We start from the raw sequence: 16727 nt of genomic DNA, 5'->3' as shown, positions 1-16727 counted from the left end.
AGCTCACTTGCCCTGTTCCTTCAGCCGTTGCGCCGCCTGGACGCGGCCCTCGTTGATCTCGGCCATCGCCTCGGGAATCTCACTGGCGGTGAACTTTCCACCCCGTCCGGTCGGCAGGCCGCCGAACGAGTAGTGCTCGTCGAATGGCGGGATGGTGGATTCGGGCCGTCGGGCCTCGACCTTCTCGATGATCGGCGCCAGCCGTGTGGCCTTGTCGGCCACGGCCTTGCGGTCACGTTCGATGAACTCCGGCAGCACCTCTTTGCCCATCAGCTCGATGGACTCCATGGTTCCCTCATGGCTGCGTGGATTGAGCAGCAGGATGATCTCGTCCACGCCGCTTTCCTCGTAGCCACGCAGGAATTCGCGCACGGTGGCCGGTGAGCCGATCGCACCGCGGCCGGGACCGTAGGCCAGCGTGGGGTCCTTCTCGACCTCTTCCAGATAGCGTTCCCAGACCCCGGTACGCCCCGGGGTGTGCACACCGGTCATGTAGTAGTGCATGATGCCGAACGAGAAGAACCCGCCGCCCTTGCCGAGCCGCTCGAGCGCCTGCTCGTCGGTCTTGGCGACCATCATCGACAGGTCGCCGCCGATGGCCAGGATGTTCGGGTTGATCTGCGGGGTGATCGGCACCCCGTTCTCCTCGAACTCCTTGTAGTAGCCGTTGACCCGCTCGGTCAGCGGCCCGGGGCCGGTGTAGGCGAAACTCAGTGCGCCGATGCACTTCTGGGCCGCCATCTGCACACTTGCCGGCCGGGTGCAGGCAACCCAGACCGGCGGGTGCGGCTTCTGCAGCGGCTTGGGAATGACGTTGCGGGCGGGCATCTCGATGTGCTCGCCCTTGAACCCGGAGAACGGCTCTTCGACCATGCAGCGGATCGAGACCTCGAGCGCCTCCTCCCACTGTGAGCGTTTGTCGGCGGGGTCGATGTTGAAGCCGCCGAGTTCACCCACCGACGAGGACTCGCCGGTGCCGAATTCGACTCGCCCGTTGGAGATCAGGTCCAGGGTGGCGATGCGCTCGGCCACCCGGGCCGGATGGTTCACCGCCGGCGGCAGATGCATGATGCCGAATCCCAGCCGGATGTCCTTGGTGCGCTGACTGGCCGCCGCCAAGAACATCTCCGGTGCGGTGGAATGGCAGTACTCCTCGAGGAAGTGGTGCTCGGTCAGCCAGACGGTGGAAAACCCGGCCTTGTCCGCGGCCTCGACTTCGTCCAGGCAGTCCTGCAGCATCTGGCGCTCGTCGTCGGGCACCCACGGCCGCGGCAGGGCGAACTCGTAGAACAGGGAAATTTTCATGTTACCTCCTATAGGATCTTGGGGTATTAGATAAGGCTTGTGCGGCAACGTGTTTCGCCGCAACGAAACCGAAAGTCATGGCGGGTCCGATCGTGGCGCCGGCGCCGGCGTAACTGCGTCCCATCACCGGTGCGGAGACGTTCCCGACGGCATAGAGTCCGCGCACCAAGGTATCGTCGGCGCGCAGCACGCGGGCGAACTCGTCGGTGCGCAGTCCGCCCGAGGTGCCCAGGTCCCCGAGCACGATGCGGAACGCGTAATAGGGCGGCTCGCCCAGCGGATACAGGTTCGGGTTGGGCAGCGTCGGGTCGCCGTAGTAGTTGTCGTAGACGCTGTCACCACGGTTGAAATCGTCGTCATGTCCCCGGTGGGCCAACTCGTTGAACCGGGTGGCGGTGGCCCGAAGTCGTTGTGCCGGAACACCGATCTTGTCGGCAAGATCCTCCCAGGACGATGCGGCCTTGACGACGCCGGATTCCAGCCAGGCGGCGGGCACCCTGCGTCCGGTGGGCACCGGGGCTCCCGGCACCTTCGGAATCGGCAGATGACCGCCGACCACATAGCGGTTGAAGGATCGGTGGTCGGTGATCAACCAGCACGGGATGTGCGTCACGCCGGATTTCTGGCCTTCGATCATCGCGTGACCGAAATCCATGTACGGTGCCGCCTCGTTGATGAAGCGCTCACCGGCGCCGTTGACGATGAACTGTGCGGGCATCATCCGTTCGTTGAGCATGAATTGCATTCGCCCGTCCGGCCATTGGATGGCCGGGAACCACCAGGCTTCGTCGAGCAGATCGGCGGCCGCGCCCACCTGCTGGCCGGCGTGGATGCCGTCGCCGGTGGCGGCCGGGTTACCGAAACTCCAGTCCTGGTCGACGACGGGTTGATGCTCTTTGCGCCAGGCCATGTCGTGGTCGAAGCCGCCCGAGGCCAGGATCACTCCGCGGCGCGCCCCGATGCGCCAGCGCTCGCCGTCGCGGTCCACGGCCGCACCGATCACCGATCCGTCGGCGTCGGTGAGCAATTCGGTCATCGGTGTGTCCAGCCACAGCGGGATGCCGCGGTCCTTCATTGCCAGCCGCAACCGGGCCGCCAGCGACTGACCGATCGCCGCCATCCGCTCGCCGAGGACCCTGGCCCGGACCATCCGCGAGATCAGCTTCAGCAGTACCCCTTTGCCCTCCCAGGACTGCCGGATCCGGTAGAAGGACCGCAATTCCTTCGGCCCCAGCCAGATTCCTTTGGGCGCCAACGCCAACGGCGTCAGCAGCCGTTGCTCATCTTCACCAAGTTCCCGCAGGTCGATGGGCGGCACGTTGATGGTGCTGCCGAGCTCGGATCCGCCGGGCAGCTCCGGATAGTAGTCGGCATACCCTGGCTTCCAGACGAATTCGAGCCACGGGCTGAGTTCTTCCAGGAATTCCAGCATGCGTGGCCCCGACTCGACGTACTGCCGCAGCCGTGCGTCGCTGACCAGTCCGTCGGTGATCCGGCGCAGGTATTCCACGACGCCATCCGGTGTCGGCGAGTAGCCCGCCCTGCGTTGAGCGGGCGCCCCCGGGATCCAGATGCCTCCGCCGGACAGTGCGGTCGATCCGCCGAATTGCGGTGACTTCTCGATGACCAGCGTGTCCAGTCCGGACGCGTGCGCGGTGAGCGCGGCCGTCATGCCGCCACCGCCGGATCCCACGACCAGCACGTCCACCTGGTGGTCGAAGTCGTCCGCAGCCGAGTTCACGCCGGCACCGCCGTGCGGATGGCGAAACCGGCGATCAGATCGGCCGCCTGCTTGTAGTAGCGGAGCGAGGTGCGATAGGGGCCCGCGGCCGCCAGTGCTGCGAAAGCCGTTATCCAGGTGCGGATCTCGTGTGCCGAACTGCCGCCCTCGTGGGTCACGAACGAGTTCGACCATTGGTCCAGATCGGCCAGGTGTCCGCTGTCCAACAGGTCCAGGAAGCGGTGATCCCACGCCGGATTGAGCGGTTGCAGGTCACTGTCTCCGCCGGCGAAGCTCTTGGCCGCTTCGATGACCTGCGTCTGCCGGGCCTGGCGCTGTTCGGTGGTCATCGGTTCGCCGTGCACGATCCGTTGCAGCACCGCCGGGGCGGCCGTCGCCAACGTCGGCACCGGCGGGCTGTGGGAAAGCCCACCGGACCCGACCAGCAACACCCTCTTGTCCAGGGTTGCAACGAAATCGCCGACCGCGGTGCCCAAGGCGCGGCACCGGTGCAACGGTCCCAGCGGCACCGCGATCGCGTTGATGAAGACCGGGATCACGGGACAGGCGGTGGCGCTGCCCAACAGTTTCTCCAACGGCTGGACGGTGCCGTGGTCGACGTCCATGCTGGTCGACACCGCGATGTCGACCCCGGCACCGAGGATGGCCCGCGCGCATTCACCGGCGATGTCCTCGGCGACGTCCAACGGACCAGAATGGGTGCCGTAGTCACCGATCCCGTTGGCCTGCAGCCCGATACAGAACGGCGGCATCACCTTGTAGAAGAAGCCGTTGTAGTGGTCCGGGGCGAAGACGACGACGAGTTCGGGGTCGTAATCGGCGACGAAGTCCCGTGCCTGCGCGATCGCGGCTTCGACTTCGTCAAGCAGATCCCGCGGCGGCCCCGGTAGATTCAGCAGCGGGCTGTGGGACATACAGCAAAGAGCCAGTGGCACTGTCGACTTCACCTCCTCGCGGTGTCAGCGCGAGCGCGTCGACGAGGGCGGCACTCAACTCCGGTGAGCGTTGCGCGATGCACGCCCCGGCGATGCACCGGTCCGGGCGCAAGAAGACCACCGATTCCTGGTGCACGTCGAACCAGGCTTTCAGGGCGCCGGACCGGTCCCCCACCACCAGCACGTCGGGGTCGTCGTGCCCGGCCCAGTGCAGCTGGGTCTGCGGCCGCAAGGCTACGAAGCGGGCGCCCAACGCCTTCCAGTCCGCGAAGGCGCGCTCGCCGAGGATGCTGCGCGGGTTGTTGTTCCAGCACAGCACCGCGAACCAGGAGCCCAGCACATCGTCGAGCAGGACGTTCTGCTGCGTGCGGGTATCCACCCGAGGTTGGATGAACAACGTGCCCACTGGCGAATCCAACTGCTGCCCAACGGTCTTCGAATGCACCACCGCGCCCTGTTCGTAGCGCGGCATCGGCTTGAAGCGCATCTCCAGTACATAGCGTTTGAGGGTCGGCACCACCGACGCCGATCGGATCAGCACGTCACGCGCGGTGGCGACCCGGCGATTCGTCGGCGAGATGACGCGACCCACCATGGTCGACAAATCGATCATCGCCCGCGCGTGCTTGCGTCGTTCCACGTCGTAACTGTCCAACAGCGCTTCGCCGGCTTGGCCGTTGACCACGGCGGCGAGTTTCCAGCCCAGGTTGGCGGCGTCCCGGATGCCGCTGTTGTAGCCCTGTCCCTGCCACACCGGCATCAGGTGCGCGGCGTCCCCGGCCAGCAGCATGCGACCGCTGCGGAAGGCGCCGGCGATGCGCGAGTGGTGGGTGTAGACCCGGCGACGGATCACGTCGACCCGATCGGGGTGGGGCACCATGCGGGCCAGCATCCGGGTCAGGAATGCCGGATCCTCCGCCTGTTCGTCGGTTTCGTGGGCGTGGATCAGGAACTCGAACCGGCGGATTCCGTGCGCGATCGAGATCGACGCGTACGGACGTTCCGGGTCGGCCCCGACCTCGCTGTTGGGGTGGCCCAACGGGTCGTTGGCGATGTCGACGACCAGCCAACGGGTGGGTGACGTGGTGCCGTCGAAGGACACACCCATCATGCCGCGCGTGGCGCTGCGCCCGCCGTCGCAGCCGACGACATAGCGTGCCTGCACAATCGACCCGCCGCCGAGTTCGGCGGTCACCGAATCGTCGGTCTGCGCGCAAGAGATCATCGGGTGTCCCCAGCGCACCTGCACATGTTCGAATCGTGCCAGACCGCCCAGCAATTCGGCGTCGACCAGTGGTTGCACGAAGCCGTTGCGCTTGGGCCAGCCGAATCGCGCGTCCGGTGGCGCCATTTCGGCGAGCACCCGGCGTTTGCGGTCGTAGAACCGCAGGATCTGGTTCGGCACGGTGTGCGGAAGCACCTGGTCCACCAGGCCGATCGACTGGAAGGTGCGCAGCGCTTCGTCGTCCAGCCCCACGCCGCGGGGATAGTCGATCAGGGTCGCGCGTTCCTCGACGATCAGTGTGCGAACACCTTGCAAGCCAAGGATATTGGCCAGGGTCAGACCGACCGGACCGGCGCCCACGACCAGCACGTCGAAGTTCTCGGCGCCGTCCTGAGCCGGTCCGGTGCCATCCATCAGCGGCCCAGCAGGAAGTCGATGTGCAGTTGGTTGAAGGTCTTGGCGTCTTCGTACTGCGGCCAGTGACCGCACCCTGGCATCACCTCGAAGCGCGCACCGGGGATCATCGAGGCGATGCGCCGGCCTTCGGGCACGTCGGCGGTGGGGTCGTCGCTGGTCCACAGCACCAACGTGGGCGCGGTGATGGCGCCGTATTCGTTCGGCCCCAACAGGTTTCGAGCCCGGATCTCCGGATCCTGCAGCGCCATGATGTCGCGCATGGCAGCCACGAATCCCGGTTGCCGGTAGATGCGTTGCCGGCTGGCGACCAGGTCGTCGTAACCCCTGGTCTTGTCGGCCATCAACCATTTGATCCGCGCCTGCACGGTCTCCCAGGTGGGATCCTCGGCGGCGGCCATCGACAGGGTGATGATGCGCTTCATCACCATCGGGTCGGCCTGGGAACCGCCCGCGGTGTTGAGTACCAGGCGTTCGATGACGTCGGGGTGGTCGATCGCGGCGCGCGCGGCCACCCAACCGCCCAACGACTCGCCGCTGAGCCTGATCCGGTCGGCACCGATCGTGCGTACCACGGTCATCAAATGTTCGACGTAGTGCGGGATTTCGAGCGGGTGACCCGGTTTGTCGGTGTATCCGTGCCCCAGCATGTCGATCGACCAGGTCCAGAAGTGCTCGGCATGCGCGGCCAGATTCCGGACATAGGCTTCGGCGTGACCACCGGAGCCGTGCAGCAGGATCAGCACGGGTTGGCTCGGGTCGCCCGCCCGCAGATAGCGGGTGCGTACCCCTTCGGCGTCGAGGTACCCCTGCTCGAAGGGCACGCCCTGCAGGTCGCTCCACACGCTTTCGAACTCGGCCACGGTTCCTTCCGCAGAATTCTATGTGCTAATATAGCACGCTAATGTGCGTTATTTATAGAGCTTGGCTTTCCTGCGAAGGTCTGTCAAGACCGTGACGGGTTCGCAGACGCTGGCCAGGGGCCTCACCGCGCTGCAGTTGGTCGCGGCGTCGCCAACCGGGCTGACCATGCAGGAGGTCGCCGACCAGGTCGGTGTGCACCGGACCATCGCCTACCGGCTGTTGGCCACGTTGGCGCAGTTCCGGCTGGTGACCAAGGGGGAGGACGGCCGCTATCGGCCCGCGGCGGGTCTGGCCACCCTCGGCGCATCTTTCGACCACAACGTGCGTCAGCTGTGCCTGCCGACGCTGCGGGGGTTGGCCGACGAGCTGGGCACCACCGTGTCGTTGTTGGTGGCCGAGGCCGAGGAGCAGGTCGCGCTGGCGGTGATCGTGCCGACCCAGGTGCCCTATCAGCTGGCGTTCCACGAGGGCAGCCGGTATCCGCTGGACCGCGGCGCGGCGGGGATCGCGCTGCTCGCGAGCATGCCGCCCCGGCCGGGAGAACGGGAGCTGGTGACCGGCGCACGTCGGCGCGGCTGGGTGACCACTCACGGGGAGATCGAACCGAACACCTACGGCCTCGCGGTGGCAGTGCACCGGCCGGCGCCGTCGCCGCCCACCTGCATCAACCTCATCTCGCACCGCGAAGAAGTGGTGATGCGTGGCAAGGACGCGGTGATCCGGGCCGCGCAGAAGTTGTCCACGCTGTTGAGCTGAAGGGACACGCGTTATGCCAGAACACAATTGGGACGACGAGTACGACGTCGTGGTGCTCGGCAGCGGCGCCGCCGGCTTGACGGCCGCGTTGACCGCGGCGGCCACCGGCGCCTCGGTGCAGGTGTTCGAGAAGGCGGCGACCGTCGGCGGTACCACCGCGGTGTCCGGTGGCATCGCGTGGATCCCGGCGCACAACCGTTGTCCCGACCGGGAATTGACGATTGCGGACGCATTGCAGTACCTGCACGCTCAGTCGTTCGGTTCGATGGACGACGAACTGGTGGAGACGTTCGTGCGGACCGGTCCGTCGATGCTGGACTTCGTCGAGTCCCACAGCGCTCTGCGTTTCGAGGTCGCGGCGGGATTTCCCGATTACCAGCCCGAGCTGCCCGGCGGCCAGCCGACCGGGGGTCGTTCGCTGGGTGCGGCGCCCTTCGATCTCAGCCAGCTGGGGGACTGGGCGACCCGGATCACCGCCTTCCCGGCCGACTGGTCGAATGTGGGTTTCGACGCCGAAACCCGGGCGCGTCTGCACGCCGACGTCGACGCGCAGGGCGAGGTCTGTGTGGCCGGGACCGCGCTGATCGCCGGGCTGCTCAAGGGCCTGCTGGAGATGGGGGTCGAACCGTGCACCAGCGCGCGGGCCACCGAACTCATCACCGACGCCGACGGTGTTGTCGGCGTGCGGGTTTCCGGACCAGAACAGACCATGGACGTTCGCGCCCGCCGCGGGATCATCCTGGGCACCGGCGGTTTCGAATGGGATCCGTTGCTGGCGCAGGCTTTCCTGCGTGGGCCGATGCACGGCGCCGTGTCGCCGCCGAACAACACCGGGGACGGGTTGCGGATGGCGATGACACTGGGCGCGGACCTGGCGAACATGGGTGAGGCGTGGTGGGTGCCGATCGTGCAGATCCCCGACGACACCATTGATGGCAGGCAACGCAGCCGCAGCGTGCGACTGGAACGGACCCGCCCCCGCAGCATCATCGTCAACCGGGCGGGGCGGCGGTTCGTCAACGAGGCCGGTGAGTACAACTCGATGGCCGGCGCGTTCCAGTACCTGCACCCGGGTAAGGGCTATGTCAATGACCGGGCCTGGATGGTCTTCGACTCGATTCACCTGCGCGAGTATGGTTTTCTCGGTGTCGCGCCGGGCGAAGCGGTTCCGGACTGGTTCTGCGAGTCGGCCGATCTCGTCGAACTGAGCGCCAAGACCGGCATTGACGCCGCTGGATTGGCGGCCACCGTCGAGCAGTGGAACCGCAATGTGACCGCGGGCGCGGACCCCGACTTCGGCCGCGGTTCCAGTGCCTACGACGGCTACTGGGGTGACGAGCGCGCCACGACGCTGGCCGGAAAGACGTTGGGACCCATCGACACCGCGCCCTTCTACGCGGTGCCGATCAGTATCGGGTCGATGGGCACCAAGGGCGGCCCGCGCACCGACCCCGACGGCCGGGTGCTGCACGTCAACGGTCAACCGATCGCCGGGCTGTTCGCCGCGGGCAACGCCATGGCCGGCGCGACCGGACGCGCCTACGGCGGCGCGGGCGGAACCATCGGTCCGGCAATGGTTTTCGGCTACCGCGCCGGCTACGCGGCGGCCACGGGCGAATCCGTCAAAGCTTGAAAGCGGCTCAGTCCGGCGGCGGTGCGAGCAGCCGCTCGGCCGCCCGGTAGGGGTCGTCGTGACCGTCGACGACGGACTCCGCGAGTCGATCCAAGTCGGTGCGTGACCGCAGCCGGGTCTGCGCCAGCGACAGGATCTGCGCGCGGGCCCGGGCCAACCGGCGGGCGCGGTTGTCGGCCCGGTGGTGTGCGTCGATCGCGGTCACCAGGTCGGTGAGACCGTCGCCGCGGGCGGCGACGAGGCTGACGATCGGCGCCTTGGTCTCGGCCCGCAGGTCCCGCACAGTCTGCTCGGCGCCGTCGCGGTCGGCCTTGTTCACCACCACGATGTCGGCGACTTCCAGCAGACCGGCCTTGGCGGCCTGCACCGCGTCACCGGCTCCCGGGTTGAGGATGACGATGGTCGGGTCGGCGACGGCGGCGATCTCAATCTCGGACTGGCCGACGCCGACGGTCTCCAGCAGCACCACGTCGTAGCCGATGGCGCCCACCAACCGGATGGCGGCCGGGACCGCCGCGGCCAGCCCGCCGAGATGACCCCGGCTGGCCACCGAGCGAATCAGCACGTCGGAATCGTTGATGTGGGCCGTCATTCGGATGCGATCACCCAGCAGTGCGCCGCCGCTGAACGGCGAGGACGGGTCTACGGCCAGCACGGCCACCCGGCTGCCGCGCTCCCGGTAGGCGCCGACCAGGGCACCGATCGTCGTGGACTTCCCTGCGCCCGGCGGACCGGTGATACCGACAACCCGGACCGGTTCCACCGGGCCGATGCCGGCCAGCACCTCGTCACGCCGCTCACTTTCGACGAGGCTCAGCAGGCGGCCGGCGGCTCGCGGAGAACCGCTGCGCGCCTTGGTGATCAACTCGGTGACGTCCACGGCGGCGCTTACCCGGTAGGCACTTCGAAGATCACGCCTGCAGGCACAACTTTCTCCACTTCGGGTCACACGGCACTGGCACGAGAACCACATTCTCTCAGCCGGAGAGCCGTAGTTGCAAGGCGGCTTTGCGTCCGCTCGCGCAAGAGACAATTGTGGCAGCGTGAAAACGATAGAGGTCCCGGGCGGCCGGGTCTGGTTCAAGCGGGTGGGCAGCGGGACGCGCCGGCCGCTGCTGGTAGTACACGGCGGCCCGGGACTGCCGCATTACTACCTGAGTTCGCTGGAGCGCCTGGCGGACGAGCGTGAAGTCGTCTTCTGGGATCAGCTCGGGTGCGGTAATTCCGAGCACCCGTCTAACCCCGGACTATGGACCATGCAGCGGTCGGTAGCCGAAATGGACGCCGTCATCACAGCTCTGGAACTCGACGGCTTCCATCTCTTCGGGAACTCGTGGGGTGCGATGCTGGCGCAGCAGTACGTGCTGGATGTGCCGTGCACGGCGGTCAGCTTCACCATTTCCAACAGTGCCGCGTCCATACCGGTGTTCGCCGACAACGTGATTCGCCTGAAGGCGGAATTGGATCAGGCCACCCAGGACGCGATCGACCGTCACGAGGCCGCCGGCACCACGGATTCCGCCGAGTACCGTGCCGCGGTGACGACGTGGACCCAGACATTCCTGTGCCGCAAGCTGCCGTGGCCGAAGGATCTGTTCGAGGCTTTCCAGAACATGGGAACCGAGATCTTCGAAACGATGTTCGGACCCAGTGACTTTCGCATCGTCGGGACCATCCGGGACTGGGACGTCGTCGACCGGCTCACCGAGATCACGTTGCCGACCCTGCTCCTGTCCGGCAGGTTCGACGAGTGTTCACCGGAGCACATGCGTGAGATGCACCGACTCATTCCAGGATCGCGCTTCGAGTTCTTCGAGCACAGCGCGCACCTGCCCTTCATCGAGGAGCCGGACCGCTTCGATGCGGTGATGCGCGATTTCCTGCGACAGCACGACAGTTGACGGCCGCCCGGCGGTTGAAGTGCTCCGAGGTGCGGGTACAGACCACGCATGATTGGCTGCTTGCCATGAAGCTGCGACGAAATCGGAACAAGGGGGGCGCGTCGATGAAGCGTGACGTAAGGGCGAGTCTGCAAGTCACTGTCACCGACCCCACGGCGTTGGAGTTCCAGGTCGCCGTCGCACGACTGCCGGGCCTTGAGATCCGCGAATCGTTGACCGCGACCCTGGACGGCGACCCGATCTCGTTGCGGGAGATCACCGGCGAGTACGGCACCCGGATTCACTCGGTCGAGGTGGGGACCGGGGATCTTCAGCTCGAGTACGAAGCCACCGTCACCGGGCGGGCAGAGCCGCCGCCGGTCAGGGACATCGAGGTCTCGACCTATCTACGGCCGAGCCGCTACGCCGAGGCCGACAAGTTCTTCGGTTTCGCGGCCACCGAGTTCGGCCAGTACACCAACTCGGCGACGCTGCTGGAGAAGGTGTCCTCCTGGGTCGGGACGAGGCTGAAATACGTTCCGGGATCGAGTGATCCGATCGACGGCGCGACCGACACACTTTTGGCCGGCGCCGGGGTGTGCCGTGACTACGCTCATCTGGTCATCGCGCTGTTGCGTGCGGTCAACGTCCCGGCCCGGCTGGTATCGGTGTATGCGCCGGGCTGCGACCCGATGGACTTCCACGCCGTGGCTGAAGCGTTGATAGACGGACAGTGGCAGGTGGTCGATGCCACGTGCCTCGCGCCGCGCCAGGCGATGCTGCGAATCGCCACCGGCCGCGACGCCGCGGACACCGCCTTCCTGGACAATCACGGCGGTGCGATCGACCTGACCAAAATGGAGGTCACCGCCGTCAGCGACGGTGCGCTGCCCCGGGATTCGGTAGAGGACCTGGTGTCTCTGGGCTGACACCCACGGCGTTCTGGCGTGCTCCACGCCCTCGGTGTTCGGTGTGAAACCTTGGCGTTGATTGTGAAACGAGGGCTTTCGGTGTGAGCCCAGGGTGGGAAAATCGGCGAGATCCCGCCCAGGCTTCACCCGCAAAGCCCACACTTCACGCGCAACGCCCAGGCGTCACCCGCAACGCCCACGCTTCACGCGCAAGCCGCCGCTCAGTTCTTGCCGGCGTTGAGCTTGCTCACGATCGACCGGAAGTCCTCGGTGACGAACGACTGATGCTCGGCCGACAACGCGTAGTCGATGCTGGCCAGCACGGCGCGCTCGAGGTGGATGTTGAGCACCCGCTTGGTACTTTCCACCGCCTGCTGCGGCAGCTCGAGGATCTTCTTCGCGGCGGTGATCGCGTCGGCGACCGGGTCGTCGGAGACATGGTTGGCCAGGCCGAGTTCGACGGCCCGCTCGGCCCGAATCCTGGTGCCGGTCAACGCATATTCCTTGGCCAGTAGCAGGCTGATATGCAGCGGCCAGGTCAGCGGTCCCCCGTCGGCGGCCACCAGGCCGACCTGTACGTGCGGGTCGGCCAGGAACGCGTCCTTGGCGATGTAGACGATGTCGCTCAGTGCCACCAGGCTGCACCCCAACCCGACGGCGGGCCCGTTCACGGCCGCTACCACCGGGATTCGGCAACGCGCCATGCCCAGCACGATCTCGCGTCCGTCCCGGATGGTCTTGGCACGCAGGTCGGCGTCTTCGGCCAACTCGGCGAGATATGCGAAATCGCCGCCGGCCGAGAAGGCCTTACCCGCCCCGGTCAGCACCGCGGCACGGGCGGAGGGGTCGTCGGTCAGGCGCTGCCACAACCGCGCCAGCCCGACGTGCAGATTGTCGTTGACCGCGTTCAGATCGTCCGGCCGGTTCAAGGTGATGATCCGCAGCGGCCCGTCGGCGCGCACGTCGATTTCGCTTGGCATGTCGTACATGTCAGACTCCCAGTCCCAAGATTCTCGAGGCAATGATGTTCTTCTGGATTTGCGAGGTCCCGCCCATCACGCTCTGCGCGCGGCTGTACAGGTACGCGCTGAGCAGGTCCGGGTCCCGGGTGCCGGCGACGGACAACGCCGCATGCCCGACGGACTGTTCCACCCAGGTCATCAGCAGCTTGTCCAGCGACCCTTCGGGACCGTGGGAAACTCCGTCCAGCTGTTCGGAGAGCCGCCTGCGGACATGGTGGGTCAGCATCTGCGCCTGGACGGCCGCCCAGGCCACGTCGTCGTCGACCGGGCCTTCGGTCTGCGCCACCAGTTGCGCGACCAGCTTGTTGTAGCGCGCCGCGTAACCGAGGGTGGACGGTTCACGCTCGTGCCCGACGACGGTCATCGCGACCGCCCAGCCGTCACCCGGTGCGCCGACCATCCGGTCCGCCGGGACGCGGGCGCCGTCGAAGGCGACCTGGCCGAATTCGTTGGTGACGCCATTGATCATCCGCAGCGGACGTTGTTGCACGCCAGGCTGTTTCATCGAGACGATGAACGCCGACAGACCGCGGTGACGTTTGGCGTCGGGGTCGGTGCGGGCCAGCAGCAGACACCAGTCCGCGACGTCGGAGTAGCTGGTCCAGATCTTGTGCCCGTTGATCACGTACTCGTCACCCTCACGGATGGCGGTGGTGGTCAACGACGCCAGATCCGAACCCGCGCCCGGCTCGCTGAAGCCCTGACACCAGCGCTCGGTGCCGTTGATGATGCCGGGCACAAAGCGTTGCCGCAGTTCGTCGCTGCCGTGCCGGCCGATCCCGATCACCAGGTAGCCGACACTGGGTCGGGGCGGGGCGCCGGCGCGCGCCAGTTCTTCGTCGACGATGACGTCGTAGACCGCCGGCAGTTCCCGCCCGCCGTACTCACGCGGCCACGACAGCCCGAAGAACCCTTCTTCGTAGAGTGCGCGGTGCCAGTCCGCCTGGCGAGCCCAGTACTCGTCGCCTGATCCGCCGAACTGTTTGGCGTGCAACGAAAGCCAGGACCGCAGCCGGTCCCGGAACTCGGCTTCCTCCGGTGAGTCACGAAAGTCCACGGCCGACCTCCTTCAGGCTGACCGGCCACAGCTCGGTCGATGTCAGCGCCCGGCGCAGATACACGTGCACCAGGCATTCCCAGGTGTTGCCGATCCCACCGTGCACCTGCACCGCGGTCTCGCAGACCGTCCGGGTGGCGCGGGCGCAGTAGACCTTGGCCACCTGCGCCGCCCGGATCGCTTCGTCGGGTTCGAGTTCGTCGACGGCCCATGCGGCATGGCGCAACACGCTCACCGAGCCTTCGATCAGCGCGAGACTTTCGGCCAGCAGGTGGGCGACGGCTTGGTACGACCCGATCGGTTTGCCGTACTGCTCACGGATTTTCGCGTAGTCGCAGGCGACGGCGTGCGCGCCCCGCGCGTCTCCGACCAGGTCGGCCGCGGTGACCACCAGCGCCAGCGCCCGCCACCGGTCGGCGGCCTCGGCGGGTACTTCGCCCAGCGGCGTCGCCGCTTTCTGCAGGGACGCGTAGGCCCGGGTCAAGTCTGCGCCGTCGTCGCCGCCGCCGACGGGGACCGAGAGAACCATGTTGCCCGACAACAGCAATGCCCGGTCACAACCGCGCGCGTCGATCGCGCGATCGTCGACGGCGACCGTCGTCGCCGATGCGTCGACGTCGAGGTGCCGCGCCAGGTCGTCGGCCAGCACCGGACCCAGAAAGGGTGCGTCGACCAGTCGCCGTCCGAATTCCTCTGCGACGATGGCCACTTCGACGCCGGATGCCCCGTCCGAGCGCAGCGACCGCCACCCGGTGAGTCCGATCTGCTTGTCCAGCCGAGCAATTCGGCCTTGGTCAGCGAGGTCCTGGACCGCGCCCGGACCGAGGTCGTCGGCCATTTTGGCGGCGGCGTCACGTAATTGCTGCTGTTCAGCCGTCAGACGTACATCCATAGCTCTCCTTGAGCGCTCTGCGTAACACCTTGCCCGAGGGCAGACGAGGAATGTCGGGGACGAACACCACCCGGCTGAGCCGTTTGTACGACGCGAGTTTCGCGTCCACCCGGGCGGTGAGTTCGGCAGCATCCAACGGAGTATGGGTGGCCACGGCCGCGATCACGGCCTCACCGTTGGCGCCGTCGGGCACCCCGAAGACCGCGCAGTCCCGCACGGCCGGATGCCCGTGCAGCACGGTCTCGATCTCGGCGGGCGCGACCTGGAATCCGCGCACCTTGATCATCTCTTTGAGGCGGTCGGTGATCCGCAGCCAACCGTCGTCCACCGAGCCGACGTCCCCGGTCCGATACCAACCGTCGTCGAACACCTCTGCGGTCGCCGCGGCGGGCAGATAACCCGCCATGATCGAGTCCGAGCGCGCCTGGATCTCCCCTACCTCACCCGGTGCGACCGGCTTTCCCGTCTCCAACGACACCACCCGGATCCGCACCCCGGACACCGCGCGTCCGACGGAGTCGAGTCGGGCACCGTCGACGGGATTGCATGCGATGACGGGCAACTCGGTGGTCCCATACGCGGGCATCCAACCCACGCCGGTGCGCCGGGTCACCGTGTCGGCGATGCTGGCGGTGACCGGCGTTGCACCCCACATGATGTAGCGCAACGAAGACAGGTCGTAGGACTCGAGGTCGGGGCGCGAGGCGATGGCCAGCGCGATGGGCGCGACGGCCATTTCGACTGTGATGCGGTCGGTTTCGATGTGCCGCAGCATCTGTTCGACGTCGAATCGGCGGTGCAGCCGCAACCAGGCTCCGGTCCGCAGCGCGGTGAGGATGTTCAGCAGGCCCAGGATGTGCGACGGCGGGGTGGCGACCTGGATGCGGTCGCGGTCGGTCAACCCCAGCGCCGCCCGCCAGTGCCGCACGGCGGCGTCCAGCGAGGCGTGGGTGTGGCGCACGGCTTTCGGCAGTCCCGTGGTGCCGGAGCTGAACACCAGTACCGCGTCGCCGGCCGGCGCTGCCGGGCTGACGGTGTCGCCGGGACGGAGGGGTTCGTCCAGGTGCAGCATCGGCATCAGGCCGGCCAGCACCGGATGGTCGCCGACGGCGTGGGCCGGCTCGGTCAGGGCGAGAGCATGCTCGACCTCGTCGCGTTTCCAGGCCGGGCTGACCAGTACCGCCGCCGCCCCCAGTCGCCAGATCGCCTGGACGGCGACGACGAACTCAGGTCGGTTGGACGCCATCACCGCCACTCGCCCGCCCGCGCGCACACCACGTTTGCGCAGGGCGGCGGCCAGTGCGTCGGTCTGCGCGTCGAGTTCGGGCAGGCTGAGTCGCCGCTCCTCGAACGCGAGCACGGCCGACTCGGTCACTCGTCCTACCTTCTTGAGAAGATCCTATCGTGTAGTGAGAATAGTATTCTCTATAGTGAAGAACGCAAAGTACGGGGAAGGTGTGCATGACCGAGGCCGGCATGGTGACGATTCACCTCGAGCGCAAGAAAGCGTCGGTGCCGCTGGTCCCCGGCGAGACGTTGCTGGAAAGCGCGCGCCGGGCGGGTCTGGATCCGCCGTTCAACTGTGAGGCGGGCAACTGCGGCACCTGCATGGCCCGACTCACCGTCGGCACCGCGACCATGCGGGTCAACGACGCCCTCGACGACGACGAGGTCGACGACGGCTACATTCTGACGTGCCAGGCCGTACCGGACGCGGCACCGATCACCGTGCAATACGAATAGCAACTACGGGGGACGCCCGATGGCAAGAGGGATCATCTACGTCGAGACCTACCCCAGTTCGCCGGATCGCGAGCAGGAGTACAACACCTGGTATGACGAAGTCCACCTGGGCGAACTCGTGGCGCTGCCCGGCATCACCGGAGCGCGCCGGCTGCGGCCGGTCGACGGCAACGGACCTTACGTCGCCCTCTACGAAATCGAGGGAGACGATCTGCAGGCCATCCTCCGAGGCATGAGCCGCGCCAAACTGACCATGTCCGGTGCGCTGCAGCTGGATCCGCCGCCGATACCGCGGCTACTCGAGGTGATCACCGACCACCATCCCGAGGACTGAATCACCGAGTGTGCG

The 16727-nt window shown here is 67.0% G+C and carries 16 protein-coding genes; 6 read left to right on the top strand and 10 right to left on the bottom strand.

Translation table 11 applies throughout. The features are described 5' to 3' along the window. Positions 1 to 3: 3 nt before the first annotated feature. The 5 genes from AC5Y4D_RS09785 to AC5Y4D_RS09765 are packed head-to-tail and all read right to left on the bottom strand — an operon-like array spanning position 4 to position 6483. Positions 4 to 1305, bottom strand: a complete 1302-nt coding sequence (locus tag AC5Y4D_RS09785; protein WP_499943467.1) for an LLM class flavin-dependent oxidoreductase — start codon at positions 1303 to 1305, stop codon at positions 4 to 6. Between the two features lies 1 nt (position 1306). Continuing rightward, positions 1307 to 3046 carry an FAD-binding protein gene (locus AC5Y4D_RS09780; protein ID WP_500037050.1) on the bottom strand — a complete coding sequence of 580 codons (1740 nt, stop codon included), beginning with the start codon at positions 3044 to 3046 and terminating at the stop codon, positions 1307 to 1309. Further along, on the bottom strand, positions 3043 to 3960 hold the full coding sequence (locus AC5Y4D_RS09775; RefSeq protein WP_500037049.1) for a 3-carboxyethylcatechol 2,3-dioxygenase: 918 nt from the start codon (positions 3958 to 3960) through the stop codon (positions 3043 to 3045). The genes AC5Y4D_RS09780 and AC5Y4D_RS09775 overlap by 4 nt, the downstream gene beginning before the upstream one ends. Then, positions 3908 to 5620: a bifunctional 3-(3-hydroxy-phenyl)propionate/3-hydroxycinnamic acid hydroxylase gene (locus AC5Y4D_RS09770; protein ID WP_500037048.1), complete on the bottom strand. Its 1713-nt coding sequence runs from the start codon at positions 5618 to 5620 to the stop codon at positions 3908 to 3910. The genes AC5Y4D_RS09775 and AC5Y4D_RS09770 overlap by 53 nt, the downstream gene beginning before the upstream one ends. After that, positions 5620 to 6483 carry an alpha/beta fold hydrolase gene (locus AC5Y4D_RS09765; protein WP_500037047.1) on the bottom strand — a complete coding sequence of 288 codons (864 nt, stop codon included), beginning with the start codon at positions 6481 to 6483 and terminating at the stop codon, positions 5620 to 5622. The genes AC5Y4D_RS09770 and AC5Y4D_RS09765 overlap by 1 nt, the downstream gene beginning before the upstream one ends. A gap of 91 nt (positions 6484 to 6574) precedes the next feature. Here AC5Y4D_RS09765 and AC5Y4D_RS09760 point away from each other — a divergent pair, with 91 nt between their 5' ends. Both AC5Y4D_RS09760 and AC5Y4D_RS09755 read left to right on the top strand, forming a co-directional pair. After that, positions 6575 to 7240 carry an IclR family transcriptional regulator gene (locus AC5Y4D_RS09760; RefSeq protein ID WP_500037046.1) on the top strand — a complete coding sequence of 222 codons (666 nt, stop codon included), beginning with the start codon at positions 6575 to 6577 and terminating at the stop codon, positions 7238 to 7240. Positions 7241 to 7253: 13 nt separating this feature from the next. After that, positions 7254 to 8873, top strand: coding sequence for an FAD-dependent oxidoreductase (locus tag AC5Y4D_RS09755; protein ID WP_500037045.1), 1620 nt, complete (start codon positions 7254 to 7256; stop codon positions 8871 to 8873). Between the two features lie 7 nt (positions 8874 to 8880). Here AC5Y4D_RS09755 and meaB read toward each other — a convergent pair whose 3' ends face one another. Further along, positions 8881 to 9753, bottom strand: a complete 873-nt coding sequence (gene meaB / locus AC5Y4D_RS09750) for a methylmalonyl Co-A mutase-associated GTPase MeaB (protein ID WP_500037044.1) — start codon at positions 9751 to 9753, stop codon at positions 8881 to 8883. Between the two features lie 163 nt (positions 9754 to 9916). Between meaB and AC5Y4D_RS09745 the strand changes: the two genes are divergently transcribed. Next, complete coding sequence (locus AC5Y4D_RS09745) at positions 9917 to 10774, top strand: proline iminopeptidase-family hydrolase (RefSeq protein ID WP_500037043.1); 858 nt, start codon at positions 9917 to 9919, stop codon at positions 10772 to 10774. 104 nt (positions 10775 to 10878) lie between these two features. Further along, positions 10879 to 11682 carry a transglutaminase-like domain-containing protein gene (locus AC5Y4D_RS09740; protein WP_499943476.1) on the top strand — a complete coding sequence of 268 codons (804 nt, stop codon included), beginning with the start codon at positions 10879 to 10881 and terminating at the stop codon, positions 11680 to 11682. A gap of 203 nt (positions 11683 to 11885) precedes the next feature. Here the strand turns inward: AC5Y4D_RS09740 and AC5Y4D_RS09735 are convergent, their stop codons facing one another. From AC5Y4D_RS09735 to AC5Y4D_RS09720, 4 genes are read right to left on the bottom strand one after another with little or no spacing between them, the layout of a single operon-like run. Then, the gene (locus AC5Y4D_RS09735) at positions 11886 to 12653 is read right to left on the bottom strand and encodes an enoyl-CoA hydratase/isomerase family protein (RefSeq protein ID WP_499943477.1); all 768 of its coding nucleotides are present in this window, start codon (positions 12651 to 12653) and stop codon (positions 11886 to 11888) included. 1 nt (position 12654) lies between these two features. After that, a complete protein-coding gene (locus AC5Y4D_RS09730; protein ID WP_499943478.1) occupies positions 12655 to 13743 on the bottom strand; it encodes an acyl-CoA dehydrogenase family protein in 1089 nt (362 codons plus the stop codon). Then, entirely contained in the window at positions 13730 to 14635 is a 906-nt protein-coding gene (locus tag AC5Y4D_RS09725) for an acyl-CoA dehydrogenase family protein (protein ID WP_500037042.1), read from the bottom strand. Before AC5Y4D_RS09725 ends, AC5Y4D_RS09730 begins: the two co-directional genes overlap by 14 nt. Beyond that, complete coding sequence (locus tag AC5Y4D_RS09720; RefSeq protein WP_500037041.1) at positions 14613 to 16010, bottom strand: class I adenylate-forming enzyme family protein; 1398 nt, start codon at positions 16008 to 16010, stop codon at positions 14613 to 14615. The genes AC5Y4D_RS09725 and AC5Y4D_RS09720 overlap by 23 nt, the downstream gene beginning before the upstream one ends. Before the next feature lie 86 nt (positions 16011 to 16096). Between AC5Y4D_RS09720 and AC5Y4D_RS09715 the strand changes: the two genes are divergently transcribed. After that, positions 16097 to 16378: a 2Fe-2S iron-sulfur cluster-binding protein gene (locus AC5Y4D_RS09715; protein ID WP_499943673.1), complete on the top strand. Its 282-nt coding sequence runs from the start codon at positions 16097 to 16099 to the stop codon at positions 16376 to 16378. 19 nt (positions 16379 to 16397) lie between these two features. Continuing rightward, on the top strand, positions 16398 to 16712 hold the full coding sequence (locus AC5Y4D_RS09710; protein WP_500037040.1) for a hypothetical protein: 315 nt from the start codon (positions 16398 to 16400) through the stop codon (positions 16710 to 16712). Positions 16713 to 16727 lie beyond the last annotated feature (15 nt).

Source organism: Mycobacterium sp. NGS67, assembly GCF_059812185.1.
This window is presented reverse-complemented; position numbering and strand designations above follow the sequence as displayed.

Bases quoted from the DNA above. Each gene is read 5' to 3' on its own strand.
- AC5Y4D_RS09775 (WP_500037049.1), bottom strand. From the start codon at position 3,960: ATGTCCCACAGCCCGCTGCTGAATCTACCGGGGCCGCCGCGGGATCTG.
- AC5Y4D_RS09715 (WP_499943673.1), top strand. From the start codon at position 16,097: ATGACCGAGGCCGGCATGGTGACGATTCACCTCGAGCGCAAGAAAGCG.
- AC5Y4D_RS09785 (WP_499943467.1), bottom strand. From the start codon at position 1,305: ATGAAAATTTCCCTGTTCTACGAGTTCGCCCTGCCGCGGCCGTGGGTG.
- AC5Y4D_RS09740 (WP_499943476.1), top strand. From the start codon at position 10,879: ATGAAGCGTGACGTAAGGGCGAGTCTGCAAGTCACTGTCACCGACCCC.
- AC5Y4D_RS09770 (WP_500037048.1), bottom strand. From the start codon at position 5,620: ATGGATGGCACCGGACCGGCTCAGGACGGCGCCGAGAACTTCGACGTG.
- AC5Y4D_RS09725 (WP_500037042.1), bottom strand. From the start codon at position 14,635: ATGGATGTACGTCTGACGGCTGAACAGCAGCAATTACGTGACGCCGCC.
- AC5Y4D_RS09755 (WP_500037045.1), top strand. From the start codon at position 7,254: ATGCCAGAACACAATTGGGACGACGAGTACGACGTCGTGGTGCTCGGC.
- AC5Y4D_RS09735 (WP_499943477.1), bottom strand. From the start codon at position 12,653: ATGTACGACATGCCAAGCGAAATCGACGTGCGCGCCGACGGGCCGCTG.
- AC5Y4D_RS09710 (WP_500037040.1), top strand. From the start codon at position 16,398: ATGGCAAGAGGGATCATCTACGTCGAGACCTACCCCAGTTCGCCGGAT.